This window comes from Rhodococcus sp. 06-1474-1B, from assembly GCF_002258885.1.
GTDB classification, from domain to species: Bacteria; Actinomycetota; Actinomycetes; order Mycobacteriales; family Mycobacteriaceae; genus Rhodococcoides; species Rhodococcoides fascians.
Genome location: NZ_NOYR01000028.1, coordinates 148,152 through 173,405, shown reverse-complemented (window position 1 = coordinate 173,405; position 25,254 = coordinate 148,152). Strand labels below are relative to the sequence as shown.

Annotated in this window: 22 protein-coding genes; 3 read left to right on the top strand and 19 right to left on the bottom strand. The window is 66.5% G+C overall.

The annotated features are described in order from the left end of the window. Positions 1-9: 9 nt before the first annotated feature. Positions 10-309, bottom strand: a complete 300-nt coding sequence (gene groES / locus CH266_RS17780; RefSeq protein ID WP_008718149.1) for a co-chaperone GroES — start codon at positions 307-309, stop codon at positions 10-12. Positions 310-830: 521 nt separating this feature from the next. Here groES and CH266_RS17775 point away from each other — a divergent pair. Next, positions 831-2,516, top strand: a complete 1,686-nt coding sequence (locus CH266_RS17775; protein WP_094715853.1) for an Hsp70 family protein — start codon at positions 831-833, stop codon at positions 2,514-2,516. Here the strand turns inward: CH266_RS17775 and tsaD are convergent. From tsaD to glmS, 8 genes are all read right to left on the bottom strand, one after another. Next, entirely contained in the window at positions 2,501-3,538 is a 1,038-nt protein-coding gene (gene tsaD, locus CH266_RS17770) for a tRNA (adenosine(37)-N6)-threonylcarbamoyltransferase complex transferase subunit TsaD (RefSeq protein ID WP_094715852.1), read from the bottom strand. The genes CH266_RS17775 and tsaD overlap by 16 nt on opposite strands. Continuing rightward, positions 3,535-4,023 (bottom strand): ribosomal protein S18-alanine N-acetyltransferase, encoded by a 489-nt coding sequence (gene rimI, locus CH266_RS17765; protein WP_094715851.1) that lies wholly within the window; start codon positions 4,021-4,023, stop codon positions 3,535-3,537. The genes tsaD and rimI overlap by 4 nt, the downstream gene beginning before the upstream one ends. Then, a complete protein-coding gene (gene tsaB, locus CH266_RS17760; protein WP_032365683.1) occupies positions 4,020-4,694 on the bottom strand; it encodes a tRNA (adenosine(37)-N6)-threonylcarbamoyltransferase complex dimerization subunit type 1 TsaB in 675 nt (224 codons plus the stop codon). Before tsaB ends, rimI begins: the two co-directional genes overlap by 4 nt. 124 nt (positions 4,695-4,818) lie before the next feature. Then, positions 4,819-5,346 carry a tRNA (adenosine(37)-N6)-threonylcarbamoyltransferase complex ATPase subunit type 1 TsaE gene (gene tsaE / locus CH266_RS17755; RefSeq protein WP_441347061.1) on the bottom strand — a complete coding sequence of 176 codons (528 nt, stop codon included), beginning with the start codon at positions 5,344-5,346 and terminating at the stop codon, positions 4,819-4,821. After that, positions 5,339-6,352: an alpha/beta fold hydrolase gene (locus tag CH266_RS17750; protein WP_094715850.1), complete on the bottom strand. Its 1,014-nt coding sequence runs from the start codon at positions 6,350-6,352 to the stop codon at positions 5,339-5,341. The genes tsaE and CH266_RS17750 overlap by 8 nt, the downstream gene beginning before the upstream one ends. A gap of 3 nt (positions 6,353-6,355) precedes the next feature. Beyond that, positions 6,356-7,540, bottom strand: coding sequence for an alanine racemase (alr, locus tag CH266_RS17745; protein WP_255175947.1), 1,185 nt, complete (start codon positions 7,538-7,540; stop codon positions 6,356-6,358). A gap of 94 nt (positions 7,541-7,634) precedes the next feature. Then, positions 7,635-9,068 (bottom strand): NAD(P)H-hydrate dehydratase, encoded by a 1,434-nt coding sequence (locus CH266_RS17740; RefSeq protein WP_094715848.1) that lies wholly within the window; start codon positions 9,066-9,068, stop codon positions 7,635-7,637. A 52-nt stretch (positions 9,069-9,120) separates the two neighbouring features. Beyond that, positions 9,121-10,983: a glutamine--fructose-6-phosphate transaminase (isomerizing) gene (gene glmS / locus CH266_RS17735; RefSeq protein ID WP_032388213.1), complete on the bottom strand. Its 1,863-nt coding sequence runs from the start codon at positions 10,981-10,983 to the stop codon at positions 9,121-9,123. 99 nt (positions 10,984-11,082) lie between these two features. Here glmS and CH266_RS17730 point away from each other — a divergent pair, with 99 nt between their 5' ends. Then, positions 11,083-11,943: a dienelactone hydrolase family protein gene (locus CH266_RS17730; RefSeq protein ID WP_027496351.1), complete on the top strand. Its 861-nt coding sequence runs from the start codon at positions 11,083-11,085 to the stop codon at positions 11,941-11,943. A 282-nt stretch (positions 11,944-12,225) separates the two neighbouring features. Here the strand turns inward: CH266_RS17730 and CH266_RS25525 are convergent, their stop codons facing one another. Next, entirely contained in the window at positions 12,226-14,145 is a 1,920-nt protein-coding gene (locus tag CH266_RS25525) for a hypothetical protein (protein ID WP_094715847.1), read from the bottom strand. Continuing rightward, positions 14,142-14,447 carry a type VII secretion target gene (locus CH266_RS17720; RefSeq protein WP_032387011.1) on the bottom strand — a complete coding sequence of 102 codons (306 nt, stop codon included), beginning with the start codon at positions 14,445-14,447 and terminating at the stop codon, positions 14,142-14,144. The genes CH266_RS25525 and CH266_RS17720 overlap by 4 nt, the downstream gene beginning before the upstream one ends. Before the next feature lie 150 nt (positions 14,448-14,597). Between CH266_RS17720 and CH266_RS17715 the strand changes: the two genes are divergently transcribed. After that, positions 14,598-15,638, top strand: a complete 1,041-nt coding sequence (locus CH266_RS17715) for an LLM class F420-dependent oxidoreductase (protein WP_094715846.1) — start codon at positions 14,598-14,600, stop codon at positions 15,636-15,638. 21 nt (positions 15,639-15,659) lie between these two features. On the opposite strand, the gene glmM is transcribed toward CH266_RS17715, so the two are convergent. From glmM to eccCa, 8 genes are all read right to left on the bottom strand, one after another. Continuing rightward, a complete protein-coding gene (gene glmM / locus CH266_RS17710; protein WP_057474242.1) occupies positions 15,660-17,006 on the bottom strand; it encodes a phosphoglucosamine mutase in 1,347 nt (448 codons plus the stop codon). A 106-nt stretch (positions 17,007-17,112) separates the two neighbouring features. After that, a complete protein-coding gene (rpsI, locus tag CH266_RS17705; protein WP_094715845.1) occupies positions 17,113-17,637 on the bottom strand; it encodes a 30S ribosomal protein S9 in 525 nt (174 codons plus the stop codon). Next, a complete protein-coding gene (gene rplM, locus CH266_RS17700) occupies positions 17,634-18,077 on the bottom strand; it encodes a 50S ribosomal protein L13 (RefSeq protein WP_027496344.1) in 444 nt (147 codons plus the stop codon). The genes rpsI and rplM overlap by 4 nt, the downstream gene beginning before the upstream one ends. A 184-nt stretch (positions 18,078-18,261) precedes the next feature. Next, on the bottom strand, positions 18,262-18,603 hold the full coding sequence (locus CH266_RS17695; RefSeq protein WP_027496343.1) for a TraR/DksA family transcriptional regulator: 342 nt from the start codon (positions 18,601-18,603) through the stop codon (positions 18,262-18,264). A 111-nt stretch (positions 18,604-18,714) separates the two neighbouring features. Beyond that, positions 18,715-18,996 (bottom strand): WXG100 family type VII secretion target, encoded by a 282-nt coding sequence (locus tag CH266_RS17690; protein WP_032365622.1) that lies wholly within the window; start codon positions 18,994-18,996, stop codon positions 18,715-18,717. A 64-nt stretch (positions 18,997-19,060) separates the two neighbouring features. Beyond that, a complete protein-coding gene (locus CH266_RS17685) occupies positions 19,061-19,399 on the bottom strand; it encodes a WXG100 family type VII secretion target (protein ID WP_032365623.1) in 339 nt (112 codons plus the stop codon). A 187-nt stretch (positions 19,400-19,586) separates the two neighbouring features. After that, positions 19,587-21,083, bottom strand: a complete 1,497-nt coding sequence (locus CH266_RS17680; RefSeq protein WP_141214546.1) for a type VII secretion-associated protein — start codon at positions 21,081-21,083, stop codon at positions 19,587-19,589. Next, positions 21,080-25,066 carry a type VII secretion protein EccCa gene (gene eccCa, locus CH266_RS17675; RefSeq protein ID WP_094715843.1) on the bottom strand — a complete coding sequence of 1,329 codons (3,987 nt, stop codon included), beginning with the start codon at positions 25,064-25,066 and terminating at the stop codon, positions 21,080-21,082. Before eccCa ends, CH266_RS17680 begins: the two co-directional genes overlap by 4 nt. Positions 25,067-25,254 lie beyond the last annotated feature (188 nt).

Sequence of the window (25,254 nt, the reverse complement as noted above, 5' to 3'; positions counted from 1 at the left end):
CGTTGTGGCCTACTTGGCGATGACTGCCAGCACGTCGCGTGCCGACAGAATCAGGTACTCCTCGCCGGCGTACTTGATCTCGGTGCCGCCGTACTTGCTGTAGATGACGGTGTCACCTTCTTTGACGTCGACCGGGATTCGGTTGCCCTTCTCGGTGACACGGCCTTCGCCAACGGCGACGACGGTGCCCTCCTGGGGCTTCTCCTTGGCTGTGTCGGGGATGACCAGACCGGAGGCGGTCGTCGTCTCGGCCTCGTTGGCCTGGACGAGGATCTTGTCCTCGAGCGGCTTGATTTTCACGCTCGCCACGTTGAGCCCTCCAAAGTTATGGGGTACGCGTCCGGGGTCGGATCCCCGGACAGCTGTGTGTAAGTACTTCTCGTGCGGTCCTGACAAACTCGGCACGAAACTCGGTCCCGTCGTCGCGGGTGCCGGGACTTCGCTCGGTGCCAACTAGCACTCTATACACGAGAGTGCCAGCACTCAAGGGCTGGGTTCGCCAGGCTTGCGTTCGGGGGACCGACTCGGCCGGATCGCACTTCCACCCGACCCGCACCGGTCGCCTCGGCACGCGACACGGGGATTTCCACACTTTTTTCTCGATGCCGCGACACTGCCGAAGGTGCAGGTGAGGCCGCACCCGGGCCTGCGAAATAACCGACCGAGCAGATTATTACGGTCGCGCAACGGGATCGGTAACGTTACGATAACGGAGCTGTCCGAACGATAACGATCGACAGCCGCGCCACGACTCGACAGACGAGAGGCACTGCACGACATCGGCGGAACCGAACGGTTCCCACACACGGACAACGGGGCGGAGGTACACCATGCGGGTAGGAGTCGGTGTATCGACCGGATCCGAGGGCGTGTGCGCAGCCCTGGTCACCGTCGAATCCGACGGCAGCCATGCAGTCGAGTACCGCACCGTCTCGGCGGATCGCCAGGCGAAGATCGATGTCGGTGATCTCGTGACGTCCGCGGTCGAGCTGATGGCGTCCCTCGTTCCCGGCGACCGACAGCCCGATTCCATCGCAGTCACCTTCCGAACCGAAGAACATGCGGCGCGCATCCGCGCTGCACTCGCACACACCACGCGAGACGTTCGGCTCGTTCCGGAAGCCGCCGCCGCGTCGGCACATCTGGCCACCACCGGTCTGGTCGACGGGTACGACACCATCGCCCTGGTGGACCTGGGAGCCAGTGGACTGTCGGTGACCGTGGCCCGCCGGACCGACGGTGTCGTTCTGTCCTACGGCCGATCCGAGGCCATCGGCGGCGTCGTTCTCGACGCACTGGTCAAGGACCTCGTTCAGAACATGACGCTCGACAATCTGCGAGACGACATTCGCGACGACCGCGGAATCGGATCGGCGCGGTACCGGGCGATCAAAGAACTGCTCTCACACGAGAACGAAGCACGCATCGAGCGATACAGCGGTGTACCGCTTACCGTGAGCCGCGCTGCATTCGAGACCGCTGCATCGCCCCTCTTCGACGAGGCAGCGCAGTTCGTGCGCAGCGTGTTCGACGAAAGCACCCACGAACCCGAGGCCATCGTGCTGATCGGCGGCGGTGCCCACATCCCGCTGCTGGCCACGTCTCTGGCCGACACGTTCCATGCACGCATCGTTCGCCTCCCCGAGCCGGATGCCGTGCTCGCCGTGGGCGCGGCCGTCGTCGCCGCATCGGTGACCGACAACGATTACCCCCTGGTCTCGGCCGCACGCCGGACTGCGGGCCGGATGGGTCGCTACTCGGGTGCGATCGCGGCGGCCGTCGTCGCAGGCGGGCTGGTCCTCGCCTACGGGCTGCAGACGATGACCCCGGCAGACGACCCCAGCGTGTCTCCTGCCGGTAGCGCCACCGAACCCGTCGCAGCCGGGGACGCAGGACGACCCGCAGCCGAGGGCTACTCGCCGAGCGATACGCCGACTTCGACCCGTTACTCGGCTGACCCGATCGGCCCCGCAGCGACCACAGCCGATTCCTCGCGTCCGCCGTCCCGACTCCCCGCATCCTCCACACCGACCACCACGCCGACGTTGCGGCCTGCTCCCGACCTCCCGCGGATCGACTGGCCCATGGATCCGGCACCGGAGTCGTCGTCGCCCGACGCGGGCACCAGCGTCACCGTCGAGCCGTCGACGCCGGTCTCGCCCGAGCCCACGACGACGCCCGCGCCGACCACCAGCTCGCCTGTCGAGCCGACCCCGGCCCCGGGTGAGACTTCCGAACCCACCACGCCGTCCGGCCCGATCGAGCTCAGTCCAGGACCGACACCTCGGCCCTCGGCAGGGTCGGTTCCGGAAAGCTCGGAAGTCCCGACCGGATCGATCACCGTTCCCACGACGGTCGTCCGTGGCTCGGATCCCACCCCGGAATTGACCGCTCCGCCGACGGTCTGGTCACCACCACCTGCTGTGTCCGGTCAGAGCGTCGAACCCCGGACGTCACCGGACACGGCAGCGCCGCGAACCTCCGAGCCCCCTCAGGACGCTCAGCCGGGAACCTGACTGGTCGCGACCGACAGGCCGGGGTCCGTCACCGCTGTCAGAGCCGACGGTGCCGCGCCCCCGGCAACCAGGTGAGCACCGAGGGCGGCAATCATGACACCGTTGTCGGTACACAGCCGCGGCTTCGGAATTCTCAGCGTCAAACCGTTGTCGGCGCACCGTGATTCGATCAACGAGCGGATCCGCGAGTTGGCCGTTGCACCTCCACCGAGAACGACGGTATCGACGTTCACGTCGGTCGCGGCGCGAACCGCCTTCATCGTCAACACATCCGCAACGGACTCCTGGAACGACGCCGCGATGTCGGCGACCGGAATCGGATCTCCGGCCCGCTGACGGGCCTCGACGAAGCGGGCGACGGCCGTCTTGACCCCCGAGAACGAGAAGTCGTAGCGAGCGTCCCGTGGGCCGGTCATTCCGCGGGGAAAAGCAATTGCAGTCGGATCGCCTTCGCGCGCCGCATCGTCGAGCGCCGGACCGCCCGGGTAGCCCAGACCGAGCAGGCGGGCCACCTTGTCGAACGCCTCACCGGCCGCGTCGTCGACAGTGGTACCCAGTTCCGCGATGGGCCTGGAGAGATCGTCGACGTGCAACAGATGAGTATGGCCACCGGAGACCAGAAGTGCCACGCACGACGGCATCGGACCGTGCTCGAGGGTGTCGACCGCGACGTGGCCGCCCAGATGATTGACGGCGTAGAAGGGAACATCCCATGCCGCTGCGTAGGCCTTGGCAGCGGCAACACCGACCAGCAAAGCACCGGCCAGTCCCGGTCCGATGGTCACTGCGACCGCGTCGGGACGATCGATGTCGGCGGCGGCGAGAGCGCGGCGCATCGTAGGAACCATGGCCTCGAGGTGGGCCCTCGACGCCACCTCGGGCACCACGCCGCCGTACCGGGCGTGCTCGTCGACACTGGACGCCACCTCGTCGGCCATCAACTCGCACACACCCGAGTCGCGCCAGCGGACGATGCCGACTCCTGTTTCGTCGCACGAGCTTTCGATACCCATGACGATCATCGGGCAGCCTCGGTCCTCTCCGGCCGACGCATGGTGAACGCATCGGCTCCGCTGGGCTGGTAGTACTTCGCCCTGGTACTCACGATCTCGAAGCCCTCACGTCGGTACAACTCGATGGCCGGATCGTTGTCGGTGCGCACCTCGAGAAACACCGGCCCACCGTGATCGTCGGCGACGCGCAACAATTCGCTCAACAGTCGTCCGCCGATCCCCCGGCGATGGTGCGCGGGATCGACACCGATGGTGTGCACCTCGGCCTCACCGACGACGAATGCGCCGCGGCTCGGTTGCCCCAGCAGAGAGATTCCCGCATAACCGACGATCTCGCCGGCCTCCTTCGCCGTGACGTAATGATTGTGCGGCGCAGCCAGTTCCGCGACGAACGCGTCTGCCGACCACGGGTCGTCACCCTCGAAGAGCACCGTCTCGAGATACGCGCATCGTGCGCAGTCGTGCACCGTCATCGGTTCGATCGTCACCGTCATCGAGCGGCCTTCTCCGCAGCCCGTTCGGCGAGTGTCTTCGCGTCCGGGCGCCGCAGATAGAGCGGAACGAGCGGTCCCGGTGGCACCCCGCTGCCGATGTCGGTGGCAGCGACCCGAACCAACCCTGCCGGCGACGGGGCCTGCACGTCACGCACCGGCAACCCGAACAGTGCGGCATGCGGCGCGGAACCGGCGACAGCGTCGACGCCTCCGTGCTCCAGTTCGGCCGGAGCGATCACGTCGGGGCCCGCTACCCGAACCCCGGCTTCGTAACGTGCCCAATAGATTTCACGACGACGTGCGTCCGTGACCACCAACAGCGATCCGGATTCGTCGACGTCAGCCGCGATCGCGTCGAGACTGCAGACACCGTGGACCGGCAGTCCGAGCGCATCACCGAATGCGGCCGCGGTCGCCATCCCCACCCGCAGGCCGGTGTACGGACCGGGGCCCACTCCCACGACGACGGCCGCCAGATCGGCAGCCACGATGCCGGCCTCGGCCAGGCACTCGAGGATGTGGGGAGTCAGAACCTCGGCGTGCGATCGCGCGTCGACCTTGATGCGGGTGGCGACGGTGGTGACATCGGCCCCGTCGGCAGCGGAGTCGGACAACCGCACCACACCTGCGGTGACGGCAGGGGTCGAGGTGTCCACGGCAAGTACGAGCACGAGGATCAAGGCTACCCGCCCGGTGGCCGCACCCAGCACTCCCGTAGCCGCGGCACCAGGAACCCGGGATACCCGCATCGCACGCTTCGTGGAGTGCCGATACGGGCGCGCCGGGTTTCGGTGCTCACTCGGGTGGGCGGCCGAGCGCATCGCCATTCACCCGGCAAGCACTCACCCTTCGGACGTCCGATTCCGGATCGCGTGACAAGCGCACGGAGACATGCTGATCCGTCAGGGTCTCCACCACGCCCTCGCCCCACTCGACGACGACGACGGCGTGCTCGAGATCGGTATCGAGGTCCAACGCGTCCAGCTCGTCGAACGCGGACTGCCCCGTCATACCCAGACGGTAGGCGTCGACATGCACGAGGGCGACAGGCGGTAAACCGTTGGGGCGCAATCCTGGTCGATGCTCGCGGGCGATGACGAACGTCGGTGAGGTGACGCGACCGTGCACCCCGAGACCCGCCGCGATCCCCTTGGTCATCGCGGTCTTCCCCGCACCGAGCGGACCGTCGAGTACGACGAGATCGCCGGCGACCAGAATGTCCGCGAGCCGAGCACCGAACTCGGCCGTGTCCGTCGCCGTCGCCAGTTCGGCCTCGACGGGCAGGTAGAGCCGGGAGTTCGGTGGACTCTCGGAATCAGACAACGCCCCACCGCTTCTTCTTGGGCTCCGATGCTCGCGCCACCAGGCGAAGGATCGCACCGTTGACCTGTTCGGGGAACTCCAACTGCACCAGGTGCCCACCTTGACGCACCCGCACCATCTCCGATTTCGGCAGAGCGTCGGTGAGTGCCTCCGAACTCGCGAAGGGAATGATCCAGTCCTCGTCGCCGCACACCACCGACACCGGAATGTTCTCGAATTCCGCCAGAGCCGCCGACTCGTCGTGCAGTTCGAGCGTCTCGAGAAAATTCACGATGGTGACAACGGAGGTGTCGTCGATCATCGACTGCGAGAATGCCACCAGCCGAGGAGACACCCGCGTTCCGTACGAGGCCGCGCGCAGCACTGGTGAAATGATGGCGCGCACCGCTCCTCGTCCGAATTGCACCAGGCCGGGTGACGTGCGTACAGCCAGTCGAAAAGCATCGACCGCCGGATTCTGCAGGCTGCGGCCGACTCCCGTCTGTGCGAGGCCGGCAGCCGTAGTGGAGATCAGCACGGCACCGATCACTCGCTGCCGGACGACGGACGACCGCTGGCGCGCCATGGAAAGAATCGACATGCCGCCCATCGAATGCCCGACCAGGACGATGCGTCCCTTGGGCACGACCGAACGGATGACCGCGTCGAGGTCGAGGCCGAGCTGACCGATGGTGCAACTGCTTGCACTGGGCACCCCGGAGCGGCCGTGACCGCGCTGGTCGTAGAACACCATGCGCACGCTCGAACCCCACTGCTGTTCGAGCGCACGTCGTTGGAAATGCCACGACGACATGCGCAGGCAGTATCCGTGCACGAACACGACGGTCAGTTGTGCATCCGCCGGCCCCACCTCACGGACGGCCAGCGGAACGCCGTCGTCCGCCGTGACGATACTGCCTCGATCGGCGTCCATCAGGTCGAGATTCTCGGTTGCCAGCGGATCCTTGTTGGATCGAAACGCTGTCTCCCGCACCACTATCGCAATACTCTCCAGCAATCCCAGCATGGCCTACTTCGTCGCCTCCCCTGAGCGCGTGCCGACGAAACGACGTCGAACACGTCCACGAACGCCGGTGACGACCTCGTAGCCGATGGTGTCGAGCGCATCCGCCCAATCCTGAGCGTGCGGCTCTCCACTGTCCCCCGGCCCGAACAGTATCGCCTCGTCGCCGATGGCGACACCCGAGCTGTCGCCGCCGAGATCGACGACGAATTGGTCCATGCACACGCGCCCCACCGACGGGTAGCGACGACCGTCGATGGTCACCTCGAAACGACCGCTGAGTCGGCGTACGACCCCGTCGGCGTAACCCAGCGCCACCAGTGCGACCACCGTGTCGGTCGGAGCTGTCCAGGTGTATCCGTACGACACCGATTCACCTCGGTTCACCTTCTTGATGTGGGCCACCTGCGCGGACAATGTCATGACCGGACGCAAGCCGAAATCTCCCATATCGGGCACCGGCGACAGGCCGTACAGCGCAATACCCGGACGCACCATGTCGAAACCGAGGTCCGGCCTGGTCAGCGTTGCCGCCGAGTTGGACAGATGCACGACGGGCGGCGAGATACCGCGCCGGCCGGCGCGGGCAACAGCGTCGCGGAGCCGCTCTGCCTGGGCGTCGTTGGCCGGGTGATTCGGTTCGTCGGCACAGGCGAGATGCGAGAACATCCCCGTCAATCGCACGGACCCCTCGGCGACCGCCGACGCGGTGGCATCCAGGACGACGTCGAGGTCCGCCCGCGCAACGCCATTGCGATTGAGGCCGGTATCGATCTTGAGCGAGAGGTCGGCGGTGAGACCGGTCCGCCTGGCTGCGGCGATCACCGAGTTCAGCTGGCCGGCCGTGGACACCCCGACTCCGATGTTCTCGGCGATCGCAGCACCGAAGTCCGAATCGGCCCGGTGCAGCCACGCCAGCACCGGCACGGTGACTCCGGCTGCGCGCAGTTCCAGGGCCTCGCCGATCGTCGTGACCCCGAATTCGTGCACGCCGGCCGCGACGGCAGCGTGTGCCACGGGGCCTGCCCCATGGTTGTAGGCGTCGGATTTCAGGACGGCCATCACGGCGGCGTCGCCTGCGACTTCCTGCAGAACCCGGACATTGTGGGCCACGGCATCGAGATCGACGGTTGCCAGAGCACCCGAATCCGTCCGCGGATCGGTCTCCACGTCGCCGTTACCGATAGTCACAACATTCGATAGTGCCATCCCTGCCCCACACACCACGGATCAGGTGGCACAACTCATGACACACCGTTAGGTCGGCCGGCGAGCCCGGTGCAGCTCAGACAGCGACCGAGCGGACCGTCCGGATGGCTTCTCGCAGGCTGTTCGACAACGGTGTCGCCGAGATCGGGGCGGCGAATTCGCCATCGGCTCCGTGCGCGGCATGGGCTGCGGCCAGTGCGTGCACCTTGGCCCCGCACGCGGCCGCCGTCGACGGTGCCATTCCGGTTGCGAGCAGGGCACCGAGGACGCCGGACAGCACGTCCCCGGATCCGGCGGTGGACGCGGCGGATCCGCCCGCGTCACTGACGAACGCGGTGCCGTCCGAGTCGGCGACGACCGTCGCGCGGCCCTTGAGCAGCACGGTGACGCCCCACCGAGCGGCGAGGCCTCGTACGGCCGCGACGCGGTCGGGACCGGGTTCCGATCCGGTCAGGCGGGCGAACTCCCCGGCGTGCGGGGTCAACAGCGTCGCTGCTGTGCGATCGACGACCCACTGCTCGTTGTCCGCGAGGATCGTCAATGCATCGGCGTCGACGACCACCGGCAGATTCGATTCGAGAACTCGACGCACGATGTCCGCCGAGGATTCGTCCGTGCCGAAGCCGGGGCCGACAACCCACGACTGCACCCTCCCCGCTGCATCCAGATCCGGTGCGACGACGACCTCCGGGTGGTGCGAGACCACTTCTGTGCCGGCACTTCCCACGTACCGAACCATCCCGGACGTGGCGGCGACGGCTGCGCCGACACACAGCAACGCGGCCCCAGGATACGTGGCGCTGCCGGCCAACACGCCGACGACTCCCTGCGAGTACTTGTCGTCCGACGCGGTGGGAATCGGCCAGATTCGGCCTACGTCGGCCGGCTCGAAGGACTCGATCTCGGGCGATGGCAGGGTCAGCCCGATGTCGACCACGTCGATTCGGCCACAACGAGGTACGGCCAACACGTGCACCGGTTTGCGAGCGCCGAACGTGACGGTGACATCGGCGGTCACCGCCGGTCCCGACACCTCACTGGTTTCTGCATCGACGCCACTGGGAATGTCCACGGAGACAACGGGCGCGGTGATCCGATCGACCATCCCGGCAGCGTGGGGACGCAGCGGACCCTTCCCGGATATCCCGACGATGGCGTCGATGACGAGGTCCGGATCGTCCGGCTCCGTGACGACCCGTCCCCCCGAGGCTCGCAGGGCCGCAAGACCTTCGGCGTGCACACGGTCCGGATCGAGCAGCAGCGCGGACACCGCGACGCCGCGCCTGCGCAGGAACGCACCTCCCCACAGGCCGTCTCCGCCGTTGTCTCCCGATCCGACCAGAATCAGTACTCGTCGCCCCGCGACGCCGCCGGTTCGCGAGAAGAGCTCGCGCGCCACCACCGAGGCCAAGCCGTACGCAGCGCGGCGCATCAACGTGCCGTCGGGCAACGATCGCAGCAGCGGGGCCTCGGCGTTCCTGATCTGCTCGGGTGTGTAGTAGCCGCGCATGCCGAGGTCCTCCCGCTCGTGCCGTCGTGTGTGTCGAGCCCCGCCGGTCCTACTACTCGACCGTGACGGACTTGGCCAGATTTCGCGGCTTGTCCACGTCGTAGCCGCGCGCCTGAGCGACCTCGGCTGCGAAGACCTGCAGCGGAATCGTCGAGAGCAAAGGCTGCAGCAGTGTCGACGCCGCCGGGATCTCGATGAGGCTGTCCGCGAAAGGCCGGACCGCTTCGTCGCCCTCCTCCGCGATGACGACCGTTCGAGCGCCGCGGGCCTGGATCTCGCGGATGTTGCTGAGCATCTTCGAGTGCAGCACCGCACGGCCCTTGGGCGACGGCATGACGATGATGACCGGAACGCCGTCCTCGATCAGCGCGATCGGACCGTGCTTGAGCTCACCGGCGGCGAAGCCCTCCGCATGCATGTAGGCGAGCTCCTTGAGCTTGAGCGCGCCTTCGAGAGCGACGGGGTAACCGACGTGTCGACCGAGGAACAGGATCGTCGACGACGTCGACAGCTCGCGCGCCAGCGCACGCACCGGCTCGACCGTCTCCAGCACCCGCTGCACCAACTCCGGCATCGCTTCGAGCTCGGCGAACTCGCGCGCCACCTCGTCCGGGTACTTGGTGCCGCGCGCCTGAGCGAGAGCCAAGCCGACGAGGTAGTTCGCGGTCACCTGGGCGAGAAACGCCTTGGTCGACGCGACGCCGATCTCCGGACCTGCACGCGTGTACAGAACTGCGTCGGCCTCGCGGGGAATCTGCGAGCCGTTGGTGTTGCACACCGCAAGAACGCGCGCCTTCTGGTCCTTGGCGTGCCGCACTGCTTCGAGGGTGTCGGCGGTCTCGCCGGACTGCGAGATGGCCACGACCAGGGTCGACCGATCCAGTACCGGGTCGCGATAGCGGAACTCGCTGGCCAGTTCCACTTCCACCGGCAGCCGGGTCCAGTGCTCGATGGCGTACTTGGCGAGCAGACCCGAATGGTAGGCACTGCCACATGCGACGACGAACACCTTGTCGACGTCACGCAGTTCCTGATCGGAAAGACGCTGCTCGTCGAGCACGATCCGGCCCTTGTCGAAGTGGCCGAGCAACGTGTCGGCCACGGCGGCGGGCTGCTCCTGGATTTCCTTCAGCATGAAGTAGTCGTGGCCGCCCTTCTCGGCGGCCGCGAGGTCCCAATCGATCCGGAACGGACGCCCCTGCGCCTCGTTGCCGTCGAAATCGCTGATGTCGTAGCCATCGGCCGTGATGACGACGACCTGGTCCTGCCCGAGTTCGACGGCGTCGCGCGTGTGCTCGATGAATGCTGCGACATCGGACCCGAGGAACATCTCGCCCTCGCCGACTCCGAGCACCAGAGGGGTGGACCTACGCGCAGCGACGATCGTGTCCGCGTGATCGGAATGAGTGAAGACCAGCGTGAACGCACCTTCGAGGCGACGCAGCACCGCCTTCGCACTGGCGACGAAATCGCCCGCGGTGGGCCCGTCCGCGTATGCCCGAGCGACGAGGTGGACAGCGACCTCGGTATCGGTGTCGGACAGGAACTCCACACCCGCCGTTTCGAGTTCGGCACGCAGCGGACCGAAGTTCTCGATGATGCCGTTGTGCACCACCGCCACCGTTCCGGACGCGTCGCGATGTGGGTGAGCGTTGCGGTCGGTCGGACGCCCGTGCGTCGCCCACCGCGTGTGTCCCATGCCGGTGGTCCCGACGAACGTATCGGTGCCGATGTCGTCCAGTTCGGCCTCGAGGTTTGCCAGACGCCCGGCCTTGCGCTCGACCGCGGTAGAGCCCGCGCCGTCCAGTATCGCGATTCCTGCGGAGTCGTAGCCCCGATATTCCATACGCCGAAGCGCCTCGACCACCACACCCAAAGCTGGGCGGTGGCCGACATATCCAACGATTCCGCACATGGTGCATCAGGGTACTCGGCACGACGCGCACGACCCATTCGCTCAGGTCGCCGTGTCCGGCGTCCCCATACCCGAGCACATTCGGTAGCGTCATCTCTCGTGGCGAAACCGAAGAAGCTGGCATCTGCTCTCTCCAAGCGTGGCCCGCACAAGGTACTCAGAGGGAACCTGGCCCTGGCCGGGCAACCTGGCGTCGTCTACACCCCGGCCGAAGGCTTCGGCCTGCCCGGTGTGGCGTTCGCGCACGGTTGGATGCTGCGCCCCGGCAGTTACACCGACACCCTGAAGCACCTGGCGTCGTGGGGGTTCGTCGTGGCAGCACCCGACACCGAGCGTGGCCTCGTGCCCTCGCACCGCGGACTCGCCACCGACCTGGGCACTGTGCTCGACATCATGACCGGCGTTCGCCTGGGCTCGGGCAACATCAGCGTGCATCCCGAGAATCTGGCCACAGTCGGTCACGCGATGGGCGCCGGGACCGCCGTACTCGCTGCCTCCCGACGACCGGATGTCAAAGCGGTCGCCGCCCTGTTTCCGGCACCGACGGCACCGTCGTCCGAGGACGCCGCCGCAGGCCTCGACGTGCCCGGACTGGTCGTCGGTGACAGCTCGAACGCAGATTCGCTCAACGACAATTCACTGGCTCTCGCCCAGGCCTGGCACGGACCATCCGTCCTCCGACGGATCGACGGCTCGACGGCAGACGGATTCGTCGAAGGCCGGCGAATGCTCCGCGCACTGGGAGTCAACAGCTCCGACCGCAAGACCCAGCAACGCACCCGCGCTGTACTAACCGCATTTCTGCTCTACCACCTGACCGGCGACTCCGACTACGAGGAATTGGCCGGAACGAACGGCGACATCGCCGGCACCCGTGCTGTCGACCCTCACGCGCCGCTGACCGAGCAGCCCAAGCCGAAGGCGACCGCCTCGATCAAGGCATTACTGGGTCGCGGCTGACCCACCGGGCTCGGCGTCGTCACACCAGCCACGATCGGGGTTGCTCGTCGGGGTCCGGTTCGACGTGTGGTGCGCCGTGCCGCCGATCCAGGTGAGCCGGGCGCAAGACCGAGCCCGCTGCCGACCAAGTGTCGCTTCCGCTCAACGGGTCCGAAACCCCCTGCCCCACATCGGTTCTCGCCGGTTCTCTTGGATTTCGTAGCCGTTCGACGGCATCCGCCATCGCCGACCGATGCGCGTCGCGAATACGGTGCAGTTCACGACGCCACGCGGGGTCCGGATTCACAGTGCACCCGCCTCGCTCAAGCCCGCGCCGGACCCCGCCGAGCTGGGCTGAGGTTCGGTGACCGGAGGGGCCACGGGAGCGGGAGGCACCTCGCTCACCTCATGAGCCTCGTTCGGGCCCTGCCGGACGGAGTGCTCCTCGTCCGAAGTTTCAGGAACACATACCTCCGGGGTATCCGCGGTCGATGCGGGTTGCAAGTCCGTCGGTGCACTACCCACCTGCGGCTCGTCGGCCGGTGCGACATCCACCGGCGGTGAGGTCGCTGTGTTCGGCTCGGGAGCACCGGACTCGGCAGAAGGAGGTGCCGGTTCGATCTCGGGTTCTGCATCGGGTGTGGTTCGATCCCCCGCGGCGGGCTCCGGCGGTTCCACGGTCGCCGAAGACCGGTTCGACACCCCGACACCGCTCGGATCGACGGTCCCGGGAACTTCGACGATCTCGGGCAACCCGAAGGGACCGACGCGCAACTCGAACGTGCGCACCCCGAGGCCCGGTGTTTCGAGTCGAAGCGATACGGCCCCATCGTGTTCGAGCGCGATACGGGCACGATGGCCGTCGAGTTCGGCCTTGAGATGGCCGCGCTCGCCGACGACCTTCGATGCATCACCGAATTCCGGCGACGGGATCGAAGCGGGCGGATCATCGAGCGTTGCAGTCGGATTGGGTTCTGCGGTGGGGTCGGGTTCTGAGGCGGGGTTGGGTTCTGCGGTGGGGCCGGATTCTGCGGTGGGGTCGGCATCGGTCTCGTCGCTGACACTCCCGTCGCCGGTCGTGTCACCGAGCGCCTCGACAACCCGGTCCACGATGTCGTCCACAATGCCGTCCACGATGCCGTCGACGAGTCCGGCGACTGCATCGACCCGACTGTCTTCACGACCAGTGTCGTTCTCGGTTTCGCCCCACGCTTTGGGACCGGTGGCACGTGCATCCGGAGCAGGTGCCGGTTGCGCCGGCGGAGCCGAGGCCGGCACCTCGGACGGAGGTTGGGCTGTCGATGTGGGTCCGGTGACGGCTGCCTCTCCCCCGGCTCCGGCCGTGACCGCCGCTGGGCAGTTCTCGGGCGACGACCGCTCACTAGATTTCTCAGCAACAGCCAGTGGCACCCAACTGCGCTCGTCGAGCTCGTCGAACACGGGGTGGACGACTTCCTCGATGACCTTCACCACCAGGGCCAGGCACTCTCGAACGGCCGTGTCCGTGGCCGTGCAGGCAGACGACATTGCGGCACACGTGCGTTGCACATGTGGCACGAACTCGCCCTCGATCCATTCTCGAGACCGGTCGGCGACCTCGGCCGCGAACTCGTCCGATACGTCTGCTCGCGCGAATCGCTCGGCCCATTCCGGAAACGCCGGTGCCAGGCGGGCGAACACGGTTGCCCGGTCGACCGGGACGCACTCGATGCCCGAGGCCAGCAGAAGCGCATCGATTCGGTCGGGATCGTGTCCTTCCACGGCGTCGGTATCGAGGCTTCCGACGAGCTCGGCCTTGTCGGTCACAGCCTCACGCAGTACGTCCACAGCCGCGTACATCGTTTGCAGCGCATCCTCGACCGAGTCGAGAAGCACTCCTGCTCTCTCCTGCTCGGTGGCCACATATCGCTGGGCCGTCTCACCGGCGTCACCGTGCCACCGCAGTCGAAGAACGATCAGGAGCTGCGTCTGCTCGTCCAATTGTTCACCCAGCGCCGCAGCCATAGCCCCGACCGCATCTGCGTCGGACGCCAGAGCCTCCAGGTTCAGGCCGCGCTGCTCGTCGTACCGTGCACACACCTCGTCGTAGCGCGGGACTTCGCTGCCGGGAACGCGCTCGGCCAACGGCAGGAAACGCTCGAAATACAGCAGCCCGACGGCATTGGCGTCGAGAATCTCGTCGACCGATGCTGCCTCGGCGGGTGAGGTGGAAGAAACAGTCACCGCAACGAGTCGATCGCGTGCGCACCGGCGTCGTCCTGTATGTCGTACGCGTTCATCGCGGCGACGAGGGCATCCGCGATGTCGTCGACCGACGATCGCCACACCCCGACGGCCCGCCCGAGCCCGGAGTGGGCGTCGAGATAGGCCGCGCCCAGGTCTCCGTAGTTCCGTCCTGCGGCGGCGGTACCGAATCCCGGTGATGCGATCGAATCGGCTGCCGCACCCAGGGCCTCCGCCGACGCCGTCATCGAGTCCGCCACCTCGCGCACGCGGACCGCGTCCACCCAGAATCCGTCGCTCATCGCCCGCCCGTTCCCGCTCGAAGTGCCCCTTTCCCACTATGACGTGCGCCGACTCCCATCGGTTCCCCGGCGAGCGGTAACGTCCCGATACGAAACGTCGGTAACAGACAACCGAGCAGCTCCACCAGCTACTCGAGAACGAGGAGTCCCATGCACATCGGAACGATGCTGAACTACAGCGGTGGTTTCACCGAGACCGTTGCCGAGGTAGCCGAACTCGAGAAGGCGGGCCTCGACATCATCTTCGTGCCCGAGGCCTATTCTTTCGACGCCGTCAGTCAACTCGGGTTCCTTGCGGCCAAGACGAGCACGATCAAGATCGCGTCGGGCATCTTCCAGATCTACACGAGAACGCCGTCGCTGACGGCCATGACGGCCGCCGGCCTCGACTACGTTTCCGACGGGCGCTTCGTTCTCGGACTCGGCGCATCCGGGCCACAGGTCGTCGAGGGTTTCCACGGCGTCAAGTACGACGCACCCATCGCCAGAACCCGTGAGGTCATCGAGATCTGCCGCCAGGTGTGGCGTCGAGAGAAAGTGCAGTATCAGGGCAAGCACTACCAGATCCCGTTGCCGGCGGACAAGGGAACCGGCTTGGGCAAGCCACTGAAGCTGATCAATCACCCTGTGCGCGAACGCATTCCGGTCGTCATCGCCGCTCTCGGACCGAAGAACGTCGAGCTCACCGCGGAGATCGCAGAGGGCTGGCAGCCCATCTTCTACTTCCCGGAGAAGGCAGCCGACGTGTGGGGCGAATCGCTGGCCGCAGGCAAGGCCAAACGCGATCCGTCACTCGGCGAACTCGAGGTGTTCGCCAGTCCCACCCTCGCCATCGGCGATGACGCCGACAAGTACCTCCCCTGGGTCAAGCCGCACCTGGCGCTCTACATCGGCGGCATGGGAGCCAAGGGAAAGAACTTCTACAACTCCCTCGCTCAGCGCTACGGCTACGAAGCCGAGGCCGAGAAAATTCAGGACCTGTACCTCGCCGGCAAGAAAGAGGAAGCAGCAGCGGCGGTTCCGGACGAGCTCGCGCGTTCGGTGAATCTCATCGGACCGGAGAGCTACGTCAAGGAGCGCGTGGCAGCCTTCGCCGAAGCCGGCGTGACGACACTCAACGTCGCACCGTTGGCCGAGGACACCGCAGGACGCGTCGCGCAGCTCACCGCCTTGCGAGAACTCACCGCCTGACGATCGGACACTGCCTGACGATCAGACCGCCGCGACCCGGCCCGCCAACTCCTCGGCGAGCCGGGTCGCTACGTCGAGTTCCGACGCTTCCACCATCACTCGCACGAGCTGTTCGGTCCCGCTGGGACGCAACAGAACTCGCCCCGATTGGCCGAGCTCGAGCTCGGCGACGGCCACGGCGTCCGACACCGACGGTGCCGACGCCACCGCAGCTTTGTCCGAGACACGTACGTTGATCAACACCTGGGGCAGCGTGCGCATCGGCGACGCCAGATCCGCCAGGGTGCGTCCGGTCCGGGCCATCCGCTCCATCACACGCAGCGCGGTCGCGATCCCGTCGCCGGTCGTCCCGATCGCGGGCAGTACGACGTGCCCGCTCTGCTCACCGCCGAGCGCGTACCCTCCGCGGCGCAACTCCTCGAGGACGTATCGATCACCGACTGCGGTGGTGCGCAACGTGATTCCCGCTTCGCGCATCGCGATGTGGAGCCCGAGGTTGCTCATGACGGTGGCGACCAACGTGTTGTCGGTCAGCGTGCCGTTCTCACTCATCGCGATGGCCAGCACAGCCATGATCGCGTCCCCGTCCACCACCGCACCGGAGGCATCGACGGCGAGGCAGCGGTCGGCGTCGCCGTCGTGCGCGATCCCGAGGTCGGCCCCGTGCTCGACGACAGCCTTCTGCAGCCCTTCCAGGTGCGTCGAACCACACCCGTCGTTGATGTTCAGCCCGTCGGGCTCGGCGTTGATCGCCACGACCGTCGCACCGGCCCGGCGGTAGATCTCCGGTCCGACCGTCGAGGCTGCACCGTGCGAGCAGTCCACCACGACGGTGACACCGTCGAGTCGGTGCGAGAGCGGTGCGACGAGGTGCTCGGCATAGAGCTCGGCAGCGTCGGGAGCGACGTCGATGCGACCGATGGCAGCGCCGGTCACATCGACCGGCTTCTCGGTGCGGCCGTCCACCCCGAGCAACGCCTCGATGCGATCTTCCATGTCGTCGTCGAGCTTGTGCCCGCCTGCGGCGAAGATCTTGATTCCGTTGTCGGGCATCGCATTGTGCGAGGCGGAGATCATCACGCCCAGCGCCGCGCCGTATTCGCCGGTGAGGTAGGCGACCGCGGGGGTCGGCAGCACGCCCACGTCGATCACGTCGACACCCGAGGCAGTGAGCCCGGCCGACACTGCGGCACCGAGCATCGAACCGCTGATTCTGGGGTCACGGCCGACGACCGCTGTCCGTCGACCACCGTCGACATCCGGCGCCAGCACGGCGGCGGCAGCCCGGGCGATGGTCATGGCGAGCTCTGCCGTCAGGACCCCGCCTGCGAGTCCCCTCACTCCGTCGGTGCCGAACAATCGCGCCATGAATGAAGACCCCTTCGAACAGAGAGAACATCGTCGGAAAATGCCTCGAGGGCAGGCATCCGATCTTGCTGGAGCCTGCCCTCGAGGATGGAACGGGTAAGACGCGTCAGCGCTTGGAGTACTGCGACGCCTTACGGGCCTTCTTCAGGCCGTACTTCTTGCGCTCGACCGCACGCGCGTCACGCGTGAGGTAGCCGGCGGCCTTGAGAGCCGGGCGATCGTCCGGGGTGAGCTCGATCAGCGCACGCGAGATCGCCAGACGCAGCGCGCCTGCCTGTCCCGACGGTCCGCCACCGTGCAGCAGTGCCACGATGTCGAAGGAATCTGCGCGGTCGACCAGCACCAGAGGAGCCTTGATCAGCTGCTGGTGCACCTTGTTCGGGAAGTAATCCTCGAGGGTGCGGCCGTTGAGCTTGAATACACCGGTGCCCGAGGACAACCGAACACGAGCGACGGCTTCCTTGCGGCGGCCGACGGTCTGGATCGGGCGATCGAACACGATGGGGGCCGGAGCTGCAGCAGCTTCGATTTCCGTGGCCACCTCGGGATCTTCCACTGCCACGAACTCGTCGGCGGCGATCTCTTCGATGTTCTCCTGCGACGTCACGTCATTTCCCTCCGGCGCCGTCACTGGGACACCTGCTTGATCTCGAACGGAACGGGCTGCTGAGCGGCATGCGGGTGGTTCGGTCCCGCGTAGACCTTCAGCTTGCTCGCGATGGCATTTCCGAGCTTGTTCTTCGGGATCATGCCGACAACGGCCTTCTCCACGAGACGGTCGGGGTTGTTCTCGAGCACCTGACGCGTCGAGCGCGACTTCAGACCGCCCGGATGGCCGGAGTGGTGGTGGTGGAACTTGCCATCGAGCTTGTTGCCACTGATGGCAACTTTCTCGGCGTTGATGATGACGACGAAGTCGCCACCGTCGACGTTGGGTGCGTAGGTGGGCTTGTGCTTACCGCGGAGCAGTGTCGCGGCCTGGACGGCGAGGCGTCCGAGCACGACGTCCGTGGCGTCGATCACATGCCACGTCCGGGTGGTGTCCCCGGCCTTCGGGGCGTAAGTAGACACAGAAAATTCCTGTCTTCATGATGTCGCTGCTGGCCAAGACGTGTGGATGCCCTCGGCGGCCAGTTGAGACCCGAGGACAAGAGCTCTGCGCATCGAAGAAATGCGGCGAGCCCATACACGCCAACGGGGAACGATACCGGGAGCCGGCACCCAGGTCAAAACGCCTCCGACGCGGAAGACCGGCTCAGGACAGGCGAACGCACCGCACACAGCGGCGGGCCGCAGGCAATGCCTCGAGCCTGATCGCCGGTATCGACTCTCCGCACCGCTCGCACGTGCCGTACGTCCCGAGATCCCACCGCGTGGACGCGGCGTCGAGCTCGCGCATCTCGGACTCGGTGTCGGAGATCAGGGCCGCGATCTTGGCACGCTCGAAGGCGATGGTGGAACCCTCCGGGTCGTGTTCGTCGTCGTCGGTGGTCCACCGGCTGCCTTCGATGACCGACGCGAGCTCGTCGCGAAGGGAGTGCAGGCGGTGTTCGGCGCGAGAACGCTCGGCATCGATCGCCGTCCCGAAATCCGTCATCCGTCCAGTACACACCGCCACCACAACCCGCGCCAGGTGCCGCGCCCCTCGACAGTCGTATGCCCCGACCGACAAGTGCCGATCGGGGCATACGACGCTCGTGGTCGACGGTCAGCGCGCCATGCGCGCCTTGTTCGCCATCTCCACCCCGTGCATGGCCTCGCCGCCGGTGCGGGCGGCCGCGACGAGGCTCGACAGAATGAGATTGAGCTCGTCGGATGCGGAGTTCCACTGACGCTGGAGTTCGTAGTAGGACGTCATCGCGTCGCCCTCCCACGATTCGTAAAGTCTCTTCGCAGTGCCGTCCACGTCGGCGAGAAGGTCTTTGGTCACGTTCGCCTGCTTGTTCATCGCCTCGGTCAACGCCGCGATCTGAGCGAAGTCGTACTTCATGTCGAATCAGTCTCCTAAATAGAGCTCGGTCGTGTGGTCGGCCGTTCGGTGGCCGGTCGTGCCGTCAGTTGAACGTGGTCAGTCCCGAACCGAGCGATCCCGCCACCTGGTTCACAGCCGCCACGTTGTCGTCGTCCGCATCGGAGTAGCCGTGGCCGTTGGTCTTGATGTCCGCCGAGATCTGCTCGAGCGCGCTGCGCATCTTCTGGGCACTGGTGTCCCACTGCGACATGACATCCTGAAACGACTTGCCGGCCTTGCCCACCCATGCCTCGGCGGTCTGCTCGACGATGGAACGCACGGCCGAGTTCGACGCATCGATCGACACGCTCAGGCCCTCGATCGTCGCCCCGGCAGCAACGAGCTCCTGCGGTGTGACGGTGACGCCGTTCGACGAACCCATAGATTCCGGTCCCCCTGGATATCCCACTTCGACTCCTCTGCTTCGATTTTCGTATCCACGTACGCCCGCGGCGCACATGACGCTCGACCGAGGGACCGCGTGCGGCCCGCTCACTCCCCTACATCTCCTTGGACGCAGCCACCCCTCGGTTCGGTTCCGGCATACGGCGAAAATCTGCGCGGCGGCCTCAACGCATCGGCACGACCTCCAGAGTCTGGGTGGCCAAATCACATTCGGTGTCGATCGCGGACGAGTCCGGTCCCTCGAACTGACAGCCGATGCTCACCTGCACATCCGATTCGACGAGCACACGCCACAACACTGTGGACGCATCGGCCGGCCGCTCGACGTACGAGATCCCCACCCGACCTCCGAAATCCCGGGCAGGCTCCAGCGATCCGATCGGGGAGTCGGGTCCACGCGCGTCGACTGCCGCACCGAGCTCGGACGCAACCTGTTCGAGCGTCGAGCCGGGCACCAGTTCCTGCACTGTGACGACGATGCGACGCTCGGGTGCTGTCGGCGGAATCAACACCATCCGGGCCGGGTCCTCCATCCTGGTCCAGGTCGCCGGTAGTCGCAGCGACGCCCGGCCCGAGACGAACGTCGCCGACGGGATCACCGACGGTGACTCGCTCGTCGCCGATACTGCTGTCGCCGAGGCCGTTTCGGTCGCGGGGGTCGTTTCGGTCGCGGGGGTGGCTTCGGTCGCCGATGCCGCCAGGGTGGCAGGCACCTCGAACGGCGGCGAGGTCGCGACGGCCACCTCTTGCGGAGACCGAAGGACGAACGTCAGTGCAACGACACCACCGGCAACGATGACCGATGCGGCCACCGCACCGAACACTCGAACCGGCAATCCGCTTCTTCGGGGAGGTGGCACCGCGACGGTCACTTCGTCGAGCCATGCCGCCGAGCGCCCTGCCGCGGCTCGCCCTGGCGGGGCAGTCTCCACCTCCGCTCCCGCACGTCGATACAGAGACCTGGCGACGTCGAGTCCGGTCAGCCATCGTGCCGGATCTTCCGCAGCGGGGCTCGAGCTCGAACCCGACTCCGTCACGATGAAAATGTCCTCGGGACATTGCGACACCGACGATCGAAGGTAGTCGTCGGCTCGTCGTCGCCAGCTGTCGTCTCGTTCTCCGACAGCAAGTACTGCACCGATGTCGCCGCCGTGAGTTCCTGCCTCGTCCACCAGGACGACCGTCGTGTCGAGGGTGCCCACTTCGATCACCACCGCAGCAGCCGGTGCGCGTTCTCCCGCCGACGCGACCGCGGCGATCGCCGTCTCCACGACGACGACCTCGCTCGCCGACGTGGCGAACACGCCTCGGAGGAGCTCTCGACGCTCGTCGCCCCACGTCGAGGGATACGCGATCTCGAGCATATCGAGTCGGTCGTGTATCCCGGCTCCCTGCAGCGCCGACCACACGATCCCGTGCAGGACTTCGCCGCGATCCCACACTGCGCCGCCCACGAGGATCGATCGATCGTCGAGACACAGCAGCGGAGGGACCTCGGTGTCCGCGCCCGCCCGCCCGAAGACGAGACGACCACCCTCCGATACCGCGTATGCGGATCCGACGTGTTCGCGTGGACCCTGCAGCGTCGCACCGGACGCGACGACAGAAATCTCCGAATGACTCAAATGCACAGCCGCGTAACGCCACTGTGGCCTCGTCAACTCGAGTGTCCGAGCTGCACGAGCGCGGGGCCGGACCGATCGACGAACACGCCACGTCCGGGCGGCATCGGGCTCGGACGCACGGTGCCGATCAAGCTCCCCTCGTCTCGGCTCCCGCTCATGACCAATCCCGGAGTCACCAGGTCGCGTAGCCGCCCGATCACCGGGTCGAACAGTGCCCGCCCCGCCCCGCCCGAGCGACGCGCCACGATGAGGTGCAGTCCGATGTCCCGGGCGTGTGGCAGATGCTCGACCAAGGGAAACAACGGGTTTCCGGACGCGGTGGCCACCAGGTCGTAATCGTCGACGACGACGAACACCTCGGGCCCGTCCCACCACGACCGCTCTCGGAGCTGCTGCTGGGTCACGTCCGATCCCGGCATGCGCCTGCTCATTCTGCCTGCGAGATCGACGATCATCGCCGTCAACGTCGCCTGCGCGGCCGCATAGCCGGCCAGATGCTCGGAATCGACTGTGCCCAAGAGAGTTCGACGGTAGTCCGCCACGATCAGTTTCACCCGATCGGGTGGGTTCGCATCGACCAAAGATCGACAGATCCCCCGCAGCAGGGACGTCTTCCCGCATTCGCTGTCGCCGAAGACGACGAAGTGTGGGTTCTCGGCGAAGTCGACCGTCACCGGAGCCAGCTCGGCCTCGTCGATGCCGATCGGAACTCTCAGTTCTGCAACGGTGCCGCGGTCGCGAGGCCAGGTGCCACCGAGTCGATCGAGCACCTCCGACCGTTCGAGCATCTCCGGCAACATGCGGACCGGCGGGGCAGGCGGCCCCGTGGACGCTGCGGCGATCGCGGTGACGGACTCTGCCACAGCTCGGGACAGGTCGGCCACCGATCGACGGTCGTCGACCCGAGGCAGTGCGATCTGCAGGTGGAGACCGTCCTTGGTCATACCCCGGCCCGGTCGGCCCTGCGGCACACTGGCGGCTTTCGTTCGGCCGATGTCCGAGTCCGACGGATCTCCGAGTCGCAGCTCGAGCCGGGTCCCGATCAGATCCTTCGTTGCGGGCCTCACTTCTGCCCAGCGAGAGGCCGTCAGAACGAGGTGCAGACCGAATGCCAGTCCCTGGGTCGTCAGCGTCGCGATCTGTTGTTCGAGACTCTCGAAGTCCGATCTGATGGATTGCCATCCGTCGATCACCAGGAAGACGTCGCCGAAACGGTCGTTCGCATCGACCGGTTGCATCGCCCGCAGCCGCCGGAACTCGACCATGGAATCGATGCCGCGATCTCGAAAAGTCTTCTCCCGCTGACGAACGACAGCCGCGACCTCGGCCACGGTCCGGCGCACTCGGTCGACGTCCAATCTGTTGGCCACCGATCCGACGTGCGGTAGTTCGGCCAACCCGGCCAGCGTTCCACCCCCGAAGTCCAAGCAGTAGAACTGAACCTGAGCGGGTGTGTGCGTCATCGCCAGAGCCATGATCAGCGACCGAAGGGCCGTCGACTTCCCCGACTGCGGAGCCCCCACGATCGCCACGTGCCCGGCTGCACCGGACAGGTCGACGGTCAGCAGATCCCGCCGCTGATCGAACGGCCTGTCGATGATGCCGATCGGAGCACGAAGTGTGCTCAGCGAATCGACGCCGCCGCTCAGTACCGACCGAGGCAGTAAGCGGGTCAGTGTCGGTGCCTTGTCCAACGGCGGTAGCCATACCTCGTGGGCCGGCATACCGCGGCCTGCGATTCGGCCGACGACGACGTCGAGAACGGTCGCGCCGGTGTCGTCGTTCTCGACCGGATCCGGTTCGACCACCGGCTCGACACGGACGTCGTTCTCGACGGGATCGACCATGACCGGATATGCGGTGAACGGCCTCGGACGGATATCGACGCCCTGCGCGGCGGGTGCCCCCGCACTCGAACGTGGCGGAACGTACGGTCCGGACACGTAGGCCGCAGCGAAGCGGACGATCTCGGCCGAATCGCACTTGAGATAGCCGGCACCGGGCTGAGCAGGCAGGTGGTACGCGTCGGGAACACCGAGAACGGAACGTGACTCGTTGGCCGAGAACGTTTTCAGACCGATTCGATAGGACAGATGACTGTCGAGCCCGCGCAGCTTCCCTTCTTCCAGACGCTGACTGGCCAACAACAGATGCATGTGCAACGAACGTCCGAGCCGCCCGATCGCCACGAACAATTCCGCGAATTCCGGTTGCTGACTGAGCAATTCCGAGAACTCGTCGACCACCACGAACAGAGCGGGCAACGGCACCAGAGCAGCTCCCGCTGCGCGCGCCTTCTCGTAGTCGGACACATTGGCGAAGTTTCCGGCCGAGCGCAGCAACTCCTGCCGACGGTTCATCTCGCCGGCGAGGGCATCACGCATCCGGTCGACCAGAGCCAGGTCCTCGGACAGGTTGGTGATCACGGCCGCCACGTGCGGCGCGGCCTCGAGCCCCGCGAAGGTCGCCCCGCCCTTGAAGTCGACCAGTACCAGGTTCAACTGCTGCGGGGCGTGGGTGGACACCAATCCGAGAACGAGCGTACGCAGAAACTCCGACTTACCCGAACCCGTTGCGCCGATGCACAATCCGTGTGGACCCATGCCGTTCTCGGCAGACTCCTTCAAATCGATCTCGACCGCGCTGCCGTCGGGTGCGACGCCGATGGGTACCCGCAACCGGTCTCGACCGCGACGCACTGTCCACGCTCGATCCGTATCGAGCGCACCGACGTCGGCGATTCCGACGAGGCTGTTCCATCCTGACACTGCGGCCCCGTCGTCGGTGACGGTATCGACAGCGGAGGGCGACGACGGCGCGCGATACGGAGAAAGGCGTCGAGCAACGGCGTGTGCCTCGGTGGTACTCATCGCGTCCGCCACAGCGAAGACCTCGACCGCCGTGCCGCTGACCGCACCGATCGAGCCGTTCTCGACCACCAGCTGGAGCCCGCGACTTGCCGCCAGTCGCGTACACAACCCGGACAGGTCGACGATGGTGACGGAATCGAGGCCGGTGTCGGTGAGGTCGGTCGAACGGTTGGCGACCAGTCCGCCGTCCACCACGATCACCAACTGCGTGACCCCACTGTTCACCGCCCCACGTGCGAAGCGATTCCGCATCGACAGGACGTCCCCCAGCGCGCTCTCGAGCTCGAGGACACTGCCGAAGATCATTCGCGCAGAACCGGCACCGTCTCGCAACACGTCGTGTTGTGTGTGCGGCAGCCACTTGGTCCATTCCCACTGCTCCACGGTGTCGGGGCCGCAGACGACGGCAACCGCGAGGTGGTCCGGTCCGTGGAAGGTACAGAGATAGGCGACCATCGAGCGCACCATCGCACGAGCGGCATCGCGATCCCCGGCTATCGACAGAGCGGCGAATCCCCTCAGCGACACGGCAATCGGCAATTCGGACACCACCGAGTGTGCTCGCACGAATCGGCGCAGCGACACCGCGGACACCGGTTCCAGCTCTTCCACAGGTCCGGTCTCGGGAGGCACGAGTCGGGTCGCCAAACGCTGATCGCCGAGCCCGACCCGCACGTGCGCGAAGTCGGCGTCCTGAGGCCGACGTTCCCACATACGCTGCGTTCCGGCCGTCGACCACAGAGTGCCCGGATCCGGATGGCTCCACTCGAGTGCCCTGCGCTGATCTCGCTCGGTGTCGGCGACGTCTCGTCGAAGCTGGTCGAGATACCGCAGATAGTCCTTACGGTCCTCGTTCGCCTCGGCGGTACGTGCTCCCCCGGACTTGCCCCCGCCGGCCAACATGCCCACCATCGACATCAGCATCATGGCTGGGAACATCAACATCATCGGGTTCGCTGCCGCACCGGAAGTGAACATGAGCGCAACCATTCCGACCATGGCGGCGACCATCACCAGCGGCATCAGCTTCATCAGGAGATTGCCGGGTACCGCGCGCGGCACGGGAGGCGGCGGTTGAAGTACGACCTCGCCGCCCGGTGACCGAGGTACTTCCCGGCGCGCGCTGCGAACGAAGCGCACGGTACTCATCGATCAGCCCCCACGGCCGCGCCCCCACAACTGCATTCGCGGCGACCTCCCCCCGAGGCCGCGTGGACGACAGGCTAACGCATGCACAACCGGAGGGTCCACCGTTGCGTCGAAGCATCGGGATACAGAAATAGAACGGCACCGCATTCGGTTGAACGAAGAATGCGGCTCCGAGGCCGCACATGTTC